Genomic DNA, 16,556 nt, shown 5'->3' on the forward strand with positions numbered 1-16,556 from the left:
AACGCGCGCTTAGGCGCCCCAGAGCGCGCGGTAGGCTACGGCGCCAATCAATCCGCCAATAATGGGGCCAACCACCGGCACCCAGGCATAGCCCCAGTCGGAGCCGCCCTTACCGGCAATGGGGAGTATGGCGTGCGCAATGCGCGGGCCGAGGTCACGCGCTGGGTTGATGGCGTAGCCAGTGGTGCCGCCGAGCGACAACCCGATGGACCAAATGATGACGCCCACGAGAACCGGGCTAAACCCTTTGGCCATATCGGAGTTTGGAACGAGATTCGCCGGCGACAGCACGGCCAGTAGCGCGAGGACGAGTACCGCCGTGCCAATCGCTTCTGCAATGAGATTCGCGCCGCTGCTCCGAATGGCCGGCCCAGTCGAGAACACCGCGAGCTTGGCGTCTTTGTCATCGGTGGCGGCCCAGTGCGGCAGATACGCGAGCCACACAATCACGCCGCCGAGAAAGCCGCCCGCCATCTGCGCGGCGATGTATCCCGGGACATTCGCCCAGGCGAACTTGCCGATCGACGCCATCGCAATGGTAACGGCAGGGTTCAAATGCGCGCCGCTGATGCTACCAACCGCGTACACCGCTACCGTGACCGCGAACGCCCAGCCGGCCGTGATGACAATCCAGCCGGAATTATTCCCCTTGGTGCGCGCGAGCACCACGTTGCCCACAACACCATCACCGAGAACGACGAGAATCATGGTACCGAGCAGCTCTGCAAGAATCGGGGACATGGCGTCTTGGGTAGAAGGTACGGCGAATCTACGAAACGAATGGTGCTGCCGCGAGCAGCGCGTTTACGGCCAGACCGATGGCCCCTTCATCGGACTCACAAAACAGCCGTTGGCGCCGATGCCCCGCCAGAGTGTTTGGCTCGGCACATCAGATTGCCCGTCGGTCACGGCCAGCACGCACGATCCTACTCCGGAAATGCCGAGGATGCGTCGGCGATAGATGCGCGAATCCATCTCGTTCCACGAGGAGCCGTCCCATCGCGCGATCGAGCCGTTCTCTCCTCCCACATAGGCTTCCTTGGGCCCACGCACCCATAACCCAACCTGAAAGAGAAACTGCTGCTGCGACGGCACGCGGCTGCGCATGTACTGTAGTCCGGAAAAGGAGTAGTTGCTCCACTGCGTGCCGTCGTAATGCAGGAGCACGCTATCGCCCACGGCCCAGATATCACTGGGGCCACTCCCCGCCACACGCGCAAGATTCCGCGTCGTCGGGCTGGCCATCTGCGACCAGCCGGTGCCGTTGTAGCGCGTGATGCGTCCACCAGCCCCGACGGCAATGATATTGGAGCGCGAACTTCCCCAGAGTCCGTATAGGATTCCAGCTCCTGCCGTCGATTCAGAAGTGCACGAGGTTGGCGACGCGCAGTGCAACATGGAGTTCTCACCGGCAATCCACACTTCGCTCCCAGCGCCCCACACCGCGTTGTAACTGTCCACGGGCCCGACGGGGACGCGTGAATCGCTCACGAGCGTCCACGCTGTACCGTCGAAACGCATCACGGTATTGTTTCCACCCACGGCCCAAGCATTCTTGGGGCCGTCGCTCCAAACCCCTTGTAGAACCCGCGTGGTGTTCGTGTTCGCGGGCGGCGCATCCACTGTCCAGCTGAAACCGTCCCATCGCGAGACGAAGAGATTCGCCCCCACTGCAAATGCGCTGGTGGCGGAGGTGACCATCACGTCGCGGAGTTGCGGCTGATAACTGATCACGCTGGGGCCACCGGCCGTCAGCTGCTCTACTCTTCCTGCTGGAGCTGCCACATACGCCGCACCGCCGCGCGGATCAGCCCACATCCGACCGCTCGGCTGTGTGAACCGCAGCGAACCCAGCGCGCGCCACACGGTGCCGTCGTACTTATAGAATACGCGCGATACATTGGCGCTGTCGCTGTAGGCGTACATTTCGCTGGGCGACGCCACACCCCAGCGCACGCCGCGGCCGGTTCCAATCCCAGTGGTGGGCATCGTGGACCAGCTACTCCCGGTCCATTTGAGTAGCACGTTGTTATTCGCAATCACGTACGCCTGCCCCGCCGCGGGACAGTTGAGGTCGATCTTCCCCCCACCATTCGCCGTGGCGGGAACCGAGCTCCAAGCGGAGCCATCAAAGCGATACAACGCGCCCGTGTTCGAGCTCGCAGCAAACGCCTCAGCGGCCCCAGTTATGCAAACGCCGTCAATGCGCCCAGCGCCAGGTAACGAGTAGCGCGTCCACGTGGTGGTGTTGCCAACCCACACAAAGCCGCTCACACCACCAGCGATCACAAACTTGTTTTGGCCGTTCGTCGCGCTGCCGAGCGACACAATACTGTCACTCACCGCGCTCACTCGCGCCACCGTGGTGCCATCGAACTTGTACAGCCCAGTGTACGCCGCGAGGTATACCTCGCTCGTCGACAGCGCGTTGGCATCCCAGAATGTTGTATTCGAAGGAGCCGACGTCGCGGTCACGCGTCGCCACGCACCATTCTGTAAGATGGCGAGCTGTGGGTACGGTTGGAGAAATGTATTGGACGGAATCGCAGGAAACGCCGCCCCCTGCGTCACTGTATAGAGGGTCGGTGCCCCTGATCCGTTCACCACTCCTGTGATCATCGCCCCACCGAAACCCGTGTTGATCGGCGTGTCATTGCCGCCGAGCCGGAGGGCTTCGTCGCCCTCCCACTTCACCACACTGAAGCGCGAAACCGACAAATCAATAGCAGGAATGGTCGGCGATCGGCCTGGGGCAATATCGAACGGCCCAATGATGGAAGCGTCAAACGCCTGTGCGAACGGGTCGTGGCCCCCTGTACTGTCGCCAAGCGAGATCGAATCGGCGAGGAGCGACGCGCCAACGAGAATCGAGCAGCCGTCTTTGCCACGGCTCGCATTGTACGCAAGGCAGACGGAGAGATCCACGGGCAACGAAATGTTCTGCGTTCCGCTCGCGAGACTCACCGTGCGAAATGACAGAAGCGCAGTGTCTTTGTCGGTGACAAACGCCGCGCCGACCCAGATGTATTTGGCCGTGAAGCCCTGCTGCACCGAAGCAACCGTCGAGAGTTGCAACGTCATCTTGGGCGACAGCGTCCGGTTCGCGGGCGTCAGTCCCTTGTCCGCGCACGCCGTAAAGGCAAACGCCGCGATCATCGCGCATGCAACGGATCGGAACGACGCCAACGGGCTTCGCGTGGAGAGCGCGTAGGTGGAGTAGCTCACTTGGCCTCCCGACGCGCAGACATTGAAATGCCCAACGTAGCGCCAAAGCCGGTGCTCTTGGCCTTGCCCGTGTCAAACGAACCGTATTGCCCGTGCACATAGAAGCGCGTGAGTGTCGACTGTCCGGCCCGTTCGACGCCGAGGGTCACCCCCGCTGCGGTCGCGGCGGCGCCGACGAGGGCGTCGGTGAACTTGAGCCCAGACTGCCAGCGTGCATCGGCGGAAAGAATCAACCCAGCGCCGTCCGCACCACCGAGCACACCACCCAACGCGCCTTCCACGTACGTACCGGACGAACCCGTCACCTTCACGCCCGTCGCATCCGTGAACTGCGAACGTTGACGCACGGCCACGCTCAGCGCACTCTCGCGCCAACCGGAGGCCCCAAAATCGAGTCGGGTGAATGCCGTAATCTGTGGGCCGAGCTGATAATCGCTCCCCGAAGTGCCGTTGGCACCGCTCTGCCGAACCTGATCCTTCGAGAACACGTCGCCCACGATCATTGCGCTCAACCGAGCTTCACCGAGCGTGCGATCGAGACCGAGCGTTATGTGTGCGGCGGTTCCGGGGGTGATTTTCGTTTCGGCACGCCCCGCTGCGAGTGCGAGAGCGATGGGCGAGTATTCACTTCGCTGTTCCACTGACGCACCGAGCGCGACGGACCAGTCCTCGCCCTGAAAGCTTCGCAGCACGCCGAGCGTTACGCCGGTGCCGGTGCCGAGCGCGGCGACGGGCATACGGAGTGCTGGCGCACCGATGATTTGCAGCGCGCTGGTTTCGTCGGCCGTGAGGCCGACTTTTCCCGTGGGGAGATTCAGTCCAGCCGTGAAAAGGAGCGCATCGCCGTATAACGGGCCGGTCACTCGCAGTTTGACATCCGTGGGGCCCGCAATCGTGACCGCACGATCACCACCGTCGCCTCCGCCGTTCTGGCTCCCCTGCCCAGACGACGAGGGTGACGACGTGAAGTGCACCGCGCCAAAAGTACCGGCGCCCGAAACGTCCATGCTCCACCGACCAAACACGGAGCGAACACGGAATGGCACGGACACCTCTGCGACATCGACTAATCCGCCGCCGGATTGCGGCAACGCGGTGCTGAGGTGCCACGCGCTAATCGTGAGCCCGCTTGCCCATCCCGTCGAAGGAAGGAGCGCTTCTTGCGCGGCGAGTGGATGTGCGAACGCGGCAAGGGCACATCCGGCGGCGGCGCGGCGCGCAACGGAAGCAAGTTGGCGGCGCATCACGGATTCACCCGAATCACAATGACCAGCGGTAACACAGAACCATTGGCGAGCGGCGCATCCACTGCCTCCGGCGGTTTTGCTGCAACGGGTGCGTTGACGAGCGGCGCATTAATCGCCTGCGCGCTAAGGTCGAGCACACGAGCCACGCTGCTGGCGCGCTGCGCGGCGGCGGTGACGGGCGTTGCCACGGCAACCTGAGTGCGAGCGGCGCTGAAACCGGGATCTATCCGCAACGCGTCTTCAAAGGCGGCGGTTGCACCGGCGGCATCTCCGCGCGCCTCAGCTTGCACACCGCGACCATACGCGACGAGCGCGGCCAACTGCACGCTTTGCCGCTGCTCAACCTTGGCGCGCTGTGCGGGCGTGAGTGTGATGCCGAGCCGCTCAAAGAGCTGCAGGGCCAACGCCTTCTCCGCATCGAACACGCGGTCGAGTGGTGCCTGCGCCGTGACGAGTTGCTGCACCGTGCCGCTGATCACGTCCACAACGCGTGCGCTGAGCACCACGTTGCCCCCAGGGGCGAAGGATGCGTCGCCAATGAGCAAGCGGCGCGCCCCCACGAGTCGCCCAACGCGCGGCGCCGTCCTCGGGTCTACAAGCCCGTCGTCCACGAGCTTTAACTCCCGCATCATGGCACTCGTCTGAAGTCGTTCGACGAGGCGAAGCTCCGGCGACTTGCCGAGGTCGTTCATTAACAAATCCGCTAACCCAAAGCCAAGCGGCTTGAGGAGCGTATCCGTGGTAGCCACGGTGAACGGCAGCACGGCAAAGCTACGCGCCGGGATTTTGGAGGCGTCGAGCTTCGTCTCATTCTCGAGCGCGGCCTTGGCGGAGAGGTCGGCGTTCGAAATGAGCGCGGCGCGGCGGAGCGCAGGGTTGCTGGCGCAGGCGGTCAGCAGCGCACACACTAGAGTGACGGCTAGTCTGCAAATAGCGCGCGAACGGCGGGGCCGAGCGTGACGGAAATCGAGGGGCGTCATACCGGGTTTGGCGAGGGGAGACAAGCCGGGAGCGACGAAAGGGGCTTCCGAGACAGAGAATAGCCCCGAATACGGCGCTCTCGCAACCGAAGTCGTCGATTCGGTGTGGGAAGAGGGGGCCGACCCGGCAGGCCACTCCGCTAGAACAACGCTGTTCGGAACGACAGCGTACAACTATGGGTCGCTCAATCCCGCCCAAGTGGGTCGCTCACGCCCGCCCAACTATCGTAGATTGCCAAGTGCCCACAGGAGCCTCGCTCATGCATCCGCTCGCTCAACGCGGCATCACCCTCACAGCCGCCCTCCTGCTCGGCGCGATCGCCAGCGGTTCCTCCGCTCGCATCGCCGCTGCGCAGACCCCCGTCATCCTCCCCGGACCATCGGGAAAAGCGCTGGTCAAGTTCGAGGTGAGCGTGCCCGCCGCCGTCCGCCGCGAGCCGATCACCGGTCGTGTGTTTGTGATCATCTCGCGCGATAGCTCGCGCGAACCGCGCACACTCGTGGGACGCGTTGGCACGCCACTCTTTGGGCACGACGTCCAGAATCTCGCCGCCGGTACCGCCGCGGTGGTGGATGGCAATGAGATCGGCACGCCGGTGTTTGACATGGCCGACATTCCGGCCGGCGATTACTGGATCCAGCCGGTCGTGAGCATCTACTCCGAGTTCAAACGGGCCGACGGGCACGTGCTCTGGATGCACGACGACCAATGGGAGGGGCAGAACTGGACGCGCTCTCCTGGCAACCTGTATGGTGCTCCGCGCAAAGTGCACCTCGACACCAAGGCGAAAGCTGTGGTGCGCCTCGTGGCCGATCAGATCATTCCACCGATCGTCGTACCGGCCGACAACGAGTATGTGGTGCGATTCAAAATCCAGAGCCCCAAACTCACCAAGTTCTGGGGCCGCCCCATTTACGTGGGCGCCACGGTGCTCCTGCCGCGCGACTATAAAACGTCCACGATTAGCTATCCGGTGAACTACATCCAAGGCCACTTCGGCTTGGCCGCGCCGTATGGCTTCGAGGCAGGCGCTGGTGGCCGCGGCGCCGCCGGCCCCGCCTTCCGCGAGCAGTGGCTCTCTGATCAGTTCCCGCGCCTGCTGGCGGTCACCTTCCAGCACCCCACGCCGTACTTCGACGATTCCTACGCCGTCAACAGCGTCAATATGGGTCCCTACGGCGACGCGTTCATGGATGAATTGATTCCCGAAGTAGAAAAGCGCTTCCGCGTGATTCGCGAGCCGTGGGCCCGCTGGCTCTCCGGCGGCTCCACGGGCGGATGGGAGTCGCTCGCCCTGCAGATCTATCACCCCGACTTCTTTGGCGGCACGTGGTCCTCCTGCCCCGACCCCGTCACGTTCACCGACGTGGAAGGGGTGAACATGTACAAAGACAAAAACGCCTTCTATAAGAACTACAGCGAGTGGCAACTCACGCCTACCGTCAACTCGCGCGAAGTGAATGGTGAAATCCGGCAGACCGCACAGCAACGCTATTGGATGGAGCTCGTCAACGGCACGCACGGCCGCTCCGGCACCGGACAGCAAGACATCTGGCAAGCCTCGTGGGGGCCTATAGGCGCCGACGGCTATTTCAAGCCGGCCGTCAACTCGCGCACCGGTGAAATCGATCACTCGGTCACCGACTACTGGCGCGAGAACTACGATCTCCTCTATTACCTCCAGCGCAACTGGACGACCGTGGGCCCCAAGCTCGTCGACAAACTACACATCTATGTCGGCAATATGGACAGCTTCTTCCTCGATCGCGCCACCCGCGAACTGGAAGCGTGGATGAAGACCACCAAGAACCCGCACTACGAAGGCACCTTCGTCTACGGCGACCAAAAGCCGCATTGCTGGAGCGGCCCAGGTACCAACGGCGATCGCCTTCGCGAAATGGCAGAATACGGATTGCGCAAAATGCCGACGGGCACCACGACGCCGTGGTGGAAGTACTAAGCTCAGTCCGTGAGGTCGGCACGGTGTGCGTTGCCGTGCCGACCTCAGTGTTTGCATGCGGTATAAACCGACCACTCCTGCAGAGAGCCTGATGTCCCGCTTCCGCACCGCCCTGCTCGCCACGCTCGCGTTTCCCTACGCCCTGCACGCCCAATCCGCAGGGAAGTCCGCCTCCCCCGCCCCGCGCGTGGGTCCTGCCCGCGGCACCGTGATCGTGGTTGGCGGCGGCTCCATGGGCCCCGAGATCTACGACCGGTTCATTGCGGCAGCGGGCGGCCCGGACGCGCTGATCATTGACGTTCCCAACGCCGGTGGTGCCGACTCGTATCCGCAAGACGGACCGGGCACGCGCGGCTGGAAACAGGCGGGCGCCAAAAACATCTACACGCTCTTCACCAAAGACCGGAAGATCGCCGACTCCGACTCTTTCGTCGCCATCATCAAGAAAGCAGGCGGCATCTGGTTCGAAGGAGGCCGTCAGTTTCACCTCGTGGACGCGTACGCGGGCACAAAAACTGAAGCGGCCTTCAACGACGTGCTCGCACGCGGAGGCGTCGTCGGTGGCTCCTCCGCCGGCGCTTCCATCCTCGGCGATTTCCTCGTGCGCGGCGCGCCGTCGAACAACAACTTCATCATGGATTATCCGGGCTACCAAAAAGGCTTCTCCTACCTCCGTGGCGTGGGCATCGATCAGCACGTTGTAGCGCGCGAACGGCTCGCCGATCTCGCTGACTCCATCCTCACCAAGTACCCGAATCTTCTCGGCATCTCAGAAGACGAAGGCACCGCATGGGTCGTCCGCGGGGACACAGGCACGATTGTCGGCCGCAACCGTGCGTTCGTCTATGGCAGCAAAGATGCCAACGACGCGGGGAGTCCGTTTGTCACGCTCCACCCCGGCGACAGCTACGACCTCGCCGCTCGGCGCGTCATTCACCGTGCCGTCAGTGATTCGCCTGTATCACCGGCGTTCATTCACTCGCTTCTCGCCAAGTACGATGCCCCCGCCGCCGGCGGAGCCACGGTGCTTGTGGCGCAGAATGGAAAAGTGTTTATCGACCAATCGTTTGGCATCCCAGCGCAGCCAAAGTTTATGCCCACCACCACCGTGCCGAATTTCTCGCTCGGTGGAATCACCAAAGTGTTCGAGGCGATTTGCGCGCAGGTGCCAGAGCCCGCGGGACGTGGGCGCGGCGCGGCGGCTCCGGATAGTGCGGGAGCGGCCGGCAGAGGGCGCGGCGGGCCGCCGGCACCTCCGCTCACCCCGTTCCAGCGCTGCGTGACGCAGCGCGCCTCGTCGCCAGTCGGTCTGCACAAGACGACGGCGAACGAGGCGGGTGACGTCCTCTCGAACGTCGACGAACTCTATCGCCTCGCGCTTGGCCTCGAAGTGCCGCGCACCTATACGCGCGGTGCCTCCGCCGACTCGGGCGCAGCCCGCGAGAGCATCGACGCGTCCAAAGGCTGGGAAGTGGACACATATCACGGCACCACACGCTACAGCGCGTATGGTGCCGATGCCGGCAAGCGCAACGCCTTTATCCGCATTCCCGATAAACACGCCACGGTCATCATTCTCACCAACGATGTCACCGCCGACGCGCGCGGCATCGCCGAGAAGATCACCGATCGGTTGATCGCCAAGCCGTAATCACGACCCTACCGGCAGGGCGGCGCCGAGGCCGCCCTGCTGCTAGAACCCGGGTGGGTTTTCGCCGACCACGTTGAACGCTTTTTCCAACGCGACTCCGGCCCGCACAATGGTGCCTTCGTCAAAGAGCCTGCCGAGGAGCGTGATGCCGTGCGGCACACGACGAGGTGGCGCAAACTTCGGGAGCGGGTGCTTGGGGTCGGGCGCCCAGTCGCTCCGCGCTTCCGCCACCTGCACAAATCCGGCCCGCATGGTCAGCGACGGATGCCCCGTGAAATTCGAGATCGTGAGCATCTCATCGCGCAGCGACGGCACGAGCAGTACATCCACCTGCTGGAAGATGCGCGCCATTTCTGCCGCGAACATCCGCCGCATCCGGTCTGCCTGAACAAAATCGACGGCCGACAAAAAGCGCGATTGACGGAACAGGTTTGGCCACGCGTCGTTCACCTGCGAGGAGAGTTGGTCGTCAGTGCCTGAGAGCGTCATCTCTTCGAAGGCGGCGGCCGCCTCTGCAAAGAGCACCACGTTCAGCGCCCCGTGCGGCCAATTTGGGAGCGTGACCTCGGTAGGAATCATCCCAAGCTTCCGTACGGCCTCCAGCGCGGCGCGGTCAACCTCCGTCGCGGGGTTTTCCTTCATCCACGCGGGGAAGTAGCCCACGCGCAATCCCTTCACGGGCGCGGCCGCATCATAGTCGAGGTGACACGGGACGCACGCGACGTCCGCTCCGTCCGGCCCAGTGATCGCGTGCAACACGAGCATTGCGTCTTCCACGCTCCGCGTCATCGGCCCGAGTTTGTCGAGCGACCAGCAGAGCGTCATCGCACCGGTCCGCGGCACGCGGCCGTACGTCGGGCGAAGGCCCGTCACGCCACAGCGCATCGCAGGGCTGACAATACTCCCGCCGGTTTCGCTTCCGATAGAAAATCCAACCAGTCCGGCTGCCGTCGCCGAGCCAGGGCCTGCGCTAGAGCCAGACGCGCCTTCCTCGAGCAGCCACGGGTTCATGGTCTGCCCGCCGAACCAGATGTCGTTGAGCGCGAGCGCGCCTAAGCTCAACTTTGCGACCAACACGGCACCGGCGTCATTCAATCGCTTCACCACGGTAGAATCGGTGGTGGGCACACGATTGCGGTGAAACTCCGCCCCATAGGTCGTGGCAATGCCAGCCGTATCGAGCAAATCTTTGACGCCGTACGGAATGCCGTGCAGCGGCCCGCGATACTTCCCCGCGGCAATCTCGGCATCAGCTTTGCCCGCCTGTGCCAGCGCGAACTCTTTGGTGAGGGTAATGACGCACCGCAGCTTTGGCGTGAATCGCTCAAGCCGCTCGAGATAGATGTTTGTGAGTCGCACCGACGTGATCTTTCGCGTCTCAATCCAACGCGAGAGTTGCGTCACGGGGGCAAAGGCAATCGCGGCGTCCGTCGTGGGGAGAGGTCCCGGATCTCCGGTACTACGAATGAACCGATCGTGGGCTGGGCCAGCCACCGTTCCAGCGATCGCGGGATTCCACTGCGTCGCGGGCGCCACAGAATCGCTGATCGCCACTTTGCGTGGCCCAGTGCGCCGTTCTAACATCGCGGCAATCGACGTCCGCCAACTCGCCGCCGCCTGCTCTCGCTCAGCGGCGGTCATCGTCACCTGCGCCAGCTTTTCGGCCTCCGCAAAGGTCGCCGTGGTCACGGCGGGCCCAGAAGCGGGCATCGTGCCAAAGGTCGGTGGCGCGCCAGCTGGTGGTGCAGACGCGGCGGCCGGCGTGTCACTGCGGCAGGCGGACACCGCACCAATCAGCCCGAGCGGTGCAGTAATCAGAAACTGGCGGCGTGTATTCACCTGTCATCTCCGTGAGTGAAACAACTAAGGGCCGCCGAAAACCGACGGCCCTCGTTGCGACGTGAGCAAGCTATGGCTTGACTGAGTTGTCTGTGCCCCGCAAGATCGCGCCCCAGATCAGCGGCAGTGTCGATTCGGTCTGCCCTCGATACTGCGGACGGAAACCAAACAGCATCACATGCCCCTTCCCCTTTGAGACGTCCACGAGCGCTGCTTTGCCGTTCAGTTTGGACGCACCCAACAACCAACCGGAAAGCAGCGAGTTCCCCGTGGCGGCGTACTTCGCGACTGCGACCGCCTGCGAAGGATCCGTAATATCAAAGGCGGGACTGTTTTCAAACCAAACAGACGGCGTCGGGGCATTGAACGTCTTCGCCACCGGGTTCGTACGATCCACTTCGACCGCGAAGATCGAACCCGGCGCGTAGAACTCCGTGTTGCGCACACCGGCGAGCGCGTTCTTCACCGGCAGCTTCATCGTTTCGATAGCGTAATCCGACGCCTCATTGAATGCGAGTAGCGTGCCGCCAGCCTCAACGAAAGCCGTCAGCGCCGAGCCGCCAGCCTCGCCAAGCCCGCCCTTTAGCGAATCCGGATAGGCACTCCCCACGCCACGCATAATCGAACCAGCCGACTGCGCTGGCATGATGATCACGTCGTATTTCGCAATGAGATTGCCGGCCCGTACGTCATTGTCATGCAAGGAAGTAAAGGGCACGCGATAGGTATCAAACACATAGCGCGTCCACCCTTCATCCATCGACTCGGCAAAGCTCTTATAGATGCCGATACGCTTACTGCTCACTCCCGAGAGCGAAGGCGCCGTAAACGTCGGCTCCTTCACCTCGGCGACCACCTTCCCCGTTGTGGGCGCGGCGCCCATCACCGTGGCCACCTCCACACCGAACAGCAGCGGCAGCGTGTGCGCCGTCACGTCATACGGCCGCTTGGGCGGCCCGCCAGGATACTCAAAGAGGTTCGGATACTTCTGTCGTTCGAGCAGCGACTTGGCATAGCCACCAAAGGGCTGCTTCACGAGCACCGCGTAGCTCCCGGCGGGATACGTCTTTCCATCAACGGACGCCGGCGCAGTCGTTTCGCGTACTTCTACCTGACCGTGCTGGAGTGTCCAGATCATCCGCTGCAGCGAACTGGCGCTGCTCTGCGACTTAGGAATAATGAACGCCGTCGGCCACGGGTCTTTTCCCCACGCCGGCATCTTGCCGAGCGCGCGGTCGCCCATCGTGGCGTACGACTCGAGCCAAGCTCGGCGGTCGCGTGCGGCGTGCACAAACAGCGCCCACGATGCGGAAACTTGATAGTCCACAATATCCGGATACCCCCACTTCCCGCCTGGCCAGAGCGCCGGGAAGTTCCAACTGACCTCACGCGCATCGTAGCCTCGGCCGGTGCCGAGCCGGTCGAACGGTACGTCAACGGCCGTCGCCAGTCGCGCACTGGCGGTTTCGGTGAGAATGCGCGCCCCGCGGTGCACGAGCGAATACTGACGCGCCGGACTCCACTGGTCGTAGCTCGCATTGTTCGCGACGCCGGTCTTGCCGCTCTGAATCAGGCTCCACGTCATCTGAAGGCCCAAGGCATTCGTGCTCGACGTGAGAATCGGATCGATGTTCGGCTCCACCGGGTCCATGTACGGCGGCACAAAGATGCGCCCCGCGTTGCCGCCCTGTTGGTGCACGTCATTCACGATTTCCGGGTCCCACGGCGTGTAGAGCGAGTCCACCGTGTAGCGCGTTTCGGGCTGCGTGAACGCATACCAATCGCGATTGTTGTCGTGCCCCGTGTAGTGGTGATAGAGCTCCGGCGGGTTAGTACCTTCGGCCGCCGTGTTGAGTGTGGCGCGATACCAGTCGCCCACAATGTCCACGCCGTCGGGATTCTGACTGGGCACGAGCATAATGATCGTGTTGGCCAAAATCATCTTCGCCTCGGCGTCGCTCGCTCGCGCCAGTCGATCGGCTAGCACCAGCGCCGTGCTCCATCCGCCAACTTCGGTGGAGTGAATGGAGCAGGTCACGAGGATGACATTCTTGCCTTCGGCAATGAGCTTCTCCCGTACGTCACTCGCCGTACGCACGCGCGGGTCCATCAGTTTGCGCTGAATCGTGCGATAGTGCTCGAGATTCGCGAGCGCGCTCGAATCGGCAATGAACGCCACGAGAAACGGACGACCAAGGACGGTTTTGCCGAGCGTGCGCAGCTGCACGCGCGGGCTCACTTTGCTGAGCGCGGTGAAGTACTCGGTGACTTGCTTCCAACTCGGCAGCGTACGGTCCGCGCCCGGCTTGAAGCCGAACATCTGCTCAAAATTGGGGAGCGGTTTAGCGGTTGATTTTTGAGCGGCGGCTGGCGTTGCGAGGGCGAGCGCGCACAAGAGTGCGGAGGCAAAGGAGCGGAGTCGGACGTGTGTCATCGATGGTGGGCTAATGGGATATCGGCAACGTTCGGAGCGGGCCGCCAGTACGTCAAGTCTCTGATTACGCTGTAGCGCCGCAAAACGTCAAACGGGCGCCCCGTCGGAGCCCCCTTGTTGTAGTGACGGCGGGGTGCTGCATCCAGAGCAATCTCTCCTTTTCATGACACGACCCAAACTGGCAACACCACCTTTTACGGTGCGATTCCGAAGGAACGGCAGCCACTTGCCGCTTCGTGAGTCCGGCATGCCACGCGCAAACCGCCCGCAACGTGAGCACAGCAAACACGCCCCACATACGCCACTATCGTCTACTGGCGCGGCGTGTAGTAGCGCCCCATCCTTGTACCATCGCTATTCATAGTCCTATCCTGACCTGCCATGACTTCGTACGCGAGACTCGGCACTAGAGACAGGAAGCACGCTCTCTTATACCGCCGGGAACCGCCATCATGCGCATCGCTCTTGCTCCGGTAGGATTTCTGCTCGCCACTCTCGGCATTGCGTGTAGCGGCGGCGGCTCCTCGTTATCGCCGAGCAGCCCGACGACGTCGAAACCTGACGAAACGCAACCGGTGTTGTCGGTGCCAAACGTCGCGACGGACCAGGCCATTACGTTCTTTATATTCGGCGCAAAGCTCCCGTCGAATCTTCAAAACCCCACGTACGAGATTGAAACCGCGGACGCGACGCCCCTTGTGTCGGCATCGTCGCCTGGCAAGGTGATCGACATCTACCCCTCCTCCAACGGGGTCGACAAGACGATTGTTACGAAACCGTCGGACGCGTCGATTTGGTCGATCATCTACGACCACGTGAGCAATCCACGGGTGATCGTCGGGCAAGCAGTCACCCCTGGTACCGTCCTGGGAACCGTGGGAGTACTGACATTCAACAACCGCGGGCGTACGGAGCTTCAGATCAACCGCGATCAAACGCCAAAGTTCGCCTACTGCCCGCAGACATTCGGCACGACCGCATTCAACTCGGCCTACACGACCGCCGCTCAGCGTATCAACGGCAACGGGACCGTGTGCACCGCTTCGACGGTTACGCCATAGCACAACACGCACAAAGACACATAGCCGAACAGGAGCTCAGCCCGATCTGACTCCTGTCCGGCTACCAAGACAAACGAGAGGGGGAGTCGAAAGACTCCCCCTCTCGTTTACTCACAGCATCACGCTCTCACAGTGGAGGCGGGGAGATTCGAACTCCCGTCTTGCATAAGATCTTCCGCAGCGTCTACGTGCGTATCCTACCGTTTGATGTTTCCAGTACCTGGCCGGTAGGCCTCCGAATACTGGATGAGCCCTCTATAGTTTTGCCCGACGCCGGAAGGCGCGACGTAAGGCTAGCCCGGATTTGCGATACCCTAGAAGCCGCCCCGGGCGGGCTTCCTCATGGGCACTGCTGGACGTAACTAGAAGTTACGCAGCAAGAGCGAAGTTGTTGTTCGCAGTTGAAAATTTCCCGAGTGTTTTACCAGGAACCCGAGGACCTGGGCACGCAACTACGGGGCCACCCACACAATCGATTCCAGTCGCCCCCGAGCTACAGGGGAAAGATACACCGAAAGCCCCCCTTGGTTCAACCGGACGCACACTCCACACGGTTACGGCCGTCTCGCTTGGCCGCGTACAACGCCGCGTCCGCGAGTGCAAAGTGGCGTTTTCGCCACGCTTCGCCGCTCCCCGCGTCGTAGAGCGCCACCCCAAAACTTGCCGTCACCCGCACCGCCCCGCCTCGCCACGGGAGCACACCGGCCGCCACCGCCGCACGGAGCCGCTCCGCGAGTTCCAAGGCCCCGTCACGCCCCGTCTGCGGCAGCACAATGCCAATCTCCTCGCCGCCGATGCGCGCGCACATATCGGTGCTGCGCAGATGCTCAAGCAATGCCTGCGACACCAACTTCAGCACCGCATCGCCGCACTCGTGGCCGTAGTTGTCATTCACGGCTTTGAAGTGATCCACGTCCACGAGCACCAGCGCGCACTGACCGCCAAACCGATCGGTTTCATTCAGCACGCGCACAAGGTCATCGTTGAATCGCCGCCGGTTCCACAGCCCCGTGAGCGCATCGGTCTGCGATTCCCGGCTCACCTCCTCCAGCTCCCACGCCGCCTCAAGCCCTGACGCCGCGAGTTGCGCAAAGAGCCCCGCCGTGCGCAAATCGCGCAGCGGCATCGCGTCGCGGGCATTGCTCCCCAGCACCACCGCGCCCAGACTGTGCGCCCCACGACGCATCGGGATCACCGCGAGTGACGCACCGGCGGAAATCTCTCGAGGCCCGCCGTACACGCGATTCGCGCGCGCCACGCTCTGCGCGTTATCCCACAACTGCGGCGTGCCATCAATGCACGCTCGCGCAATGATCGAATCCACCGTCACCATCTCACCCACCGCCGGAGCAGGAAGCGGATGCTGCGCGGTCACACGCCGCACGGTCCCCGTATGCTGCGTTCGATCCCACTGCACGAGCACAGCGAAATCCGCGCCGGTCGCCTCCACCGCTCGCTCCACCAGATTGCGCTCAAGCTCGGCGGGGTCGCTCGAAGCCTGCACTTCAAGCGCCGTGCGCACCAGCGCGCGTAGTTCACGATTCTGCGCCGTCATCGCCGTATCGTGCTCCCATAATGCCCAGAGCACACCGGCATGCGCGGCGTGTCCCTGCACCATCGCCTTGAGTGCCTCGCGCTTCCACACGCGCTCACTCGACAGCGACGCCACCAGCAACAACGCCGGCGCCTCAGGGGGCGTCGGCGTTTCGCTCACCGGCCAGCGCACCGGCGCCACCACGAAACGCGGCGACTCGGCTTCCGCATCGAACGACACAATCCCTTCGTCCGCGCACCAGCGCGCCAACTCACGCTGTTGCACCGTGCCCCATGTCGCGGGGTCGCACCGCACGCCGTTCGCCGTCGTCACGCAGACAAAGGGCGCGCTCGCCGACGCACGCCGCCACAGCATCACGGTATCGGCGAGCAACGCATCGCGCACCAAACGGAGATGGCTCGTGAGCAACACATCTCTCGACGGCACGAGCGCGTCAGATGGCGGATTGGCGGCGACGTCCACGGTCGCGCCAGCGCTCCGAACCGCCCCGAACACACGATCAGAAAGCGCGGGGCGCTCGTGCTCGCTGCGCCGTTTCCACCACGCGCCGCCCAACGAGACCACGGCACCACTCACGAAGGCGACGAGCAGCCACATCGCTCA

At 63.2% G+C, this 16,556-nt stretch carries 10 protein-coding genes and 1 other RNA gene; 3 read left to right on the forward strand and 8 right to left on the reverse strand.

What is annotated here, in order from left to right; genetic code table 11:
- Nucleotides 1–9 precede the first annotated feature (9 nt).
- From NTZ43_06080 to NTZ43_06095, 4 genes are all read right to left on the reverse strand, one after another.
- Complete coding sequence (locus tag NTZ43_06080; protein ID MCX5766775.1) at nucleotides 10–741, reverse strand: aquaporin family protein; 732 nt, start codon at nucleotides 739–741, stop codon at nucleotides 10–12.
- Between the two features lie 63 nt (nucleotides 742–804).
- Entirely contained in the window at nucleotides 805–3,225 is a 2,421-nt protein-coding gene (locus NTZ43_06085; GenBank protein ID MCX5766776.1) for a hypothetical protein, read from the reverse strand.
- Nucleotides 3,222–4,469: a hypothetical protein gene (locus NTZ43_06090; GenBank protein ID MCX5766777.1), complete on the reverse strand. Its 1,248-nt coding sequence runs from the start codon at nucleotides 4,467–4,469 to the stop codon at nucleotides 3,222–3,224. Before NTZ43_06090 ends, NTZ43_06085 begins: the two co-directional genes overlap by 4 nt.
- Nucleotides 4,469–5,380, reverse strand: coding sequence for a hypothetical protein (locus NTZ43_06095; GenBank protein MCX5766778.1), 912 nt, complete (start codon nucleotides 5,378–5,380; stop codon nucleotides 4,469–4,471). The genes NTZ43_06090 and NTZ43_06095 overlap by 1 nt, the downstream gene beginning before the upstream one ends.
- A 332-nt stretch (nucleotides 5,381–5,712) precedes the next feature.
- Between NTZ43_06095 and NTZ43_06100 the strand changes: the two genes are divergently transcribed.
- Both NTZ43_06100 and NTZ43_06105 read left to right on the forward strand, forming a co-directional pair.
- Nucleotides 5,713–7,413 (forward strand): alpha/beta hydrolase-fold protein, encoded by a 1,701-nt coding sequence (locus NTZ43_06100; GenBank protein MCX5766779.1) that lies wholly within the window; start codon nucleotides 5,713–5,715, stop codon nucleotides 7,411–7,413.
- Nucleotides 7,414–7,504: 91 nt separating this feature from the next.
- The gene (locus tag NTZ43_06105) at nucleotides 7,505–9,064 is read left to right on the forward strand and encodes a Type 1 glutamine amidotransferase-like domain-containing protein (protein MCX5766780.1); all 1,560 of its coding nucleotides are present in this window, start codon (nucleotides 7,505–7,507) and stop codon (nucleotides 9,062–9,064) included.
- A gap of 42 nt (nucleotides 9,065–9,106) precedes the next feature.
- Here the strand turns inward: NTZ43_06105 and NTZ43_06110 are convergent, their stop codons facing one another.
- A complete protein-coding gene (locus NTZ43_06110; protein ID MCX5766781.1) occupies nucleotides 9,107–10,903 on the reverse strand; it encodes an amidase in 1,797 nt (598 codons plus the stop codon).
- A gap of 70 nt (nucleotides 10,904–10,973) precedes the next feature.
- Nucleotides 10,974–13,337, reverse strand: a complete 2,364-nt coding sequence (locus NTZ43_06115) for a M14 family zinc carboxypeptidase (GenBank protein MCX5766782.1) — start codon at nucleotides 13,335–13,337, stop codon at nucleotides 10,974–10,976.
- Nucleotides 13,338–13,789: 452 nt separating this feature from the next.
- On the opposite strand from NTZ43_06115, the gene NTZ43_06120 reads away from it, so the two are divergent.
- Nucleotides 13,790–14,398, forward strand: a complete 609-nt coding sequence (locus NTZ43_06120; protein MCX5766783.1) for a peptidoglycan DD-metalloendopeptidase family protein — start codon at nucleotides 13,790–13,792, stop codon at nucleotides 14,396–14,398.
- Between the two features lie 130 nt (nucleotides 14,399–14,528).
- Here NTZ43_06120 and ssrA read toward each other — a convergent pair.
- Nucleotides 14,529–14,888: a transfer-messenger RNA gene (ssrA, locus tag NTZ43_06125) on the reverse strand.
- A 39-nt stretch (nucleotides 14,889–14,927) separates the two neighbouring features.
- Entirely contained in the window at nucleotides 14,928–16,550 is a 1,623-nt protein-coding gene (locus NTZ43_06130) for a sensor domain-containing diguanylate cyclase (GenBank protein ID MCX5766784.1), read from the reverse strand.
- Nucleotides 16,551–16,556 lie beyond the last annotated feature (6 nt).

This window comes from Gemmatimonadota bacterium (assembly GCA_026387915.1).
In the GTDB taxonomy this organism is placed as follows: domain Bacteria; phylum Gemmatimonadota; class Gemmatimonadetes; order Gemmatimonadales; family Gemmatimonadaceae; genus Fen-1231.

What these genes read in the sequence shown, in the direction of transcription:
- NTZ43_06080 (MCX5766775.1), bottom strand. Translation starts at nt 741, where the DNA reads ATGTCCCCGATTCTTGCAGAGCTGCTCGGTACCATGATTCTCGTCGTT.
- NTZ43_06090 (MCX5766777.1), bottom strand. Translation starts at nt 4,469, where the DNA reads ATGCGCCGCCAACTTGCTTCCGTTGCGCGCCGCGCCGCCGCCGGATGT.
- NTZ43_06100 (MCX5766779.1), top strand. Translation starts at nt 5,713, where the DNA reads ATGCATCCGCTCGCTCAACGCGGCATCACCCTCACAGCCGCCCTCCTG.
- NTZ43_06105 (MCX5766780.1), top strand. Translation starts at nt 7,505, where the DNA reads ATGTCCCGCTTCCGCACCGCCCTGCTCGCCACGCTCGCGTTTCCCTAC.
- NTZ43_06115 (MCX5766782.1), bottom strand. Translation starts at nt 13,337, where the DNA reads ATGACACACGTCCGACTCCGCTCCTTTGCCTCCGCACTCTTGTGCGCG.
- NTZ43_06120 (MCX5766783.1), top strand. Translation starts at nt 13,790, where the DNA reads ATGCGCATCGCTCTTGCTCCGGTAGGATTTCTGCTCGCCACTCTCGGC.
- NTZ43_06130 (MCX5766784.1), bottom strand. Translation starts at nt 16,550, where the DNA reads ATGTGGCTGCTCGTCGCCTTCGTGAGTGGTGCCGTGGTCTCGTTGGGC.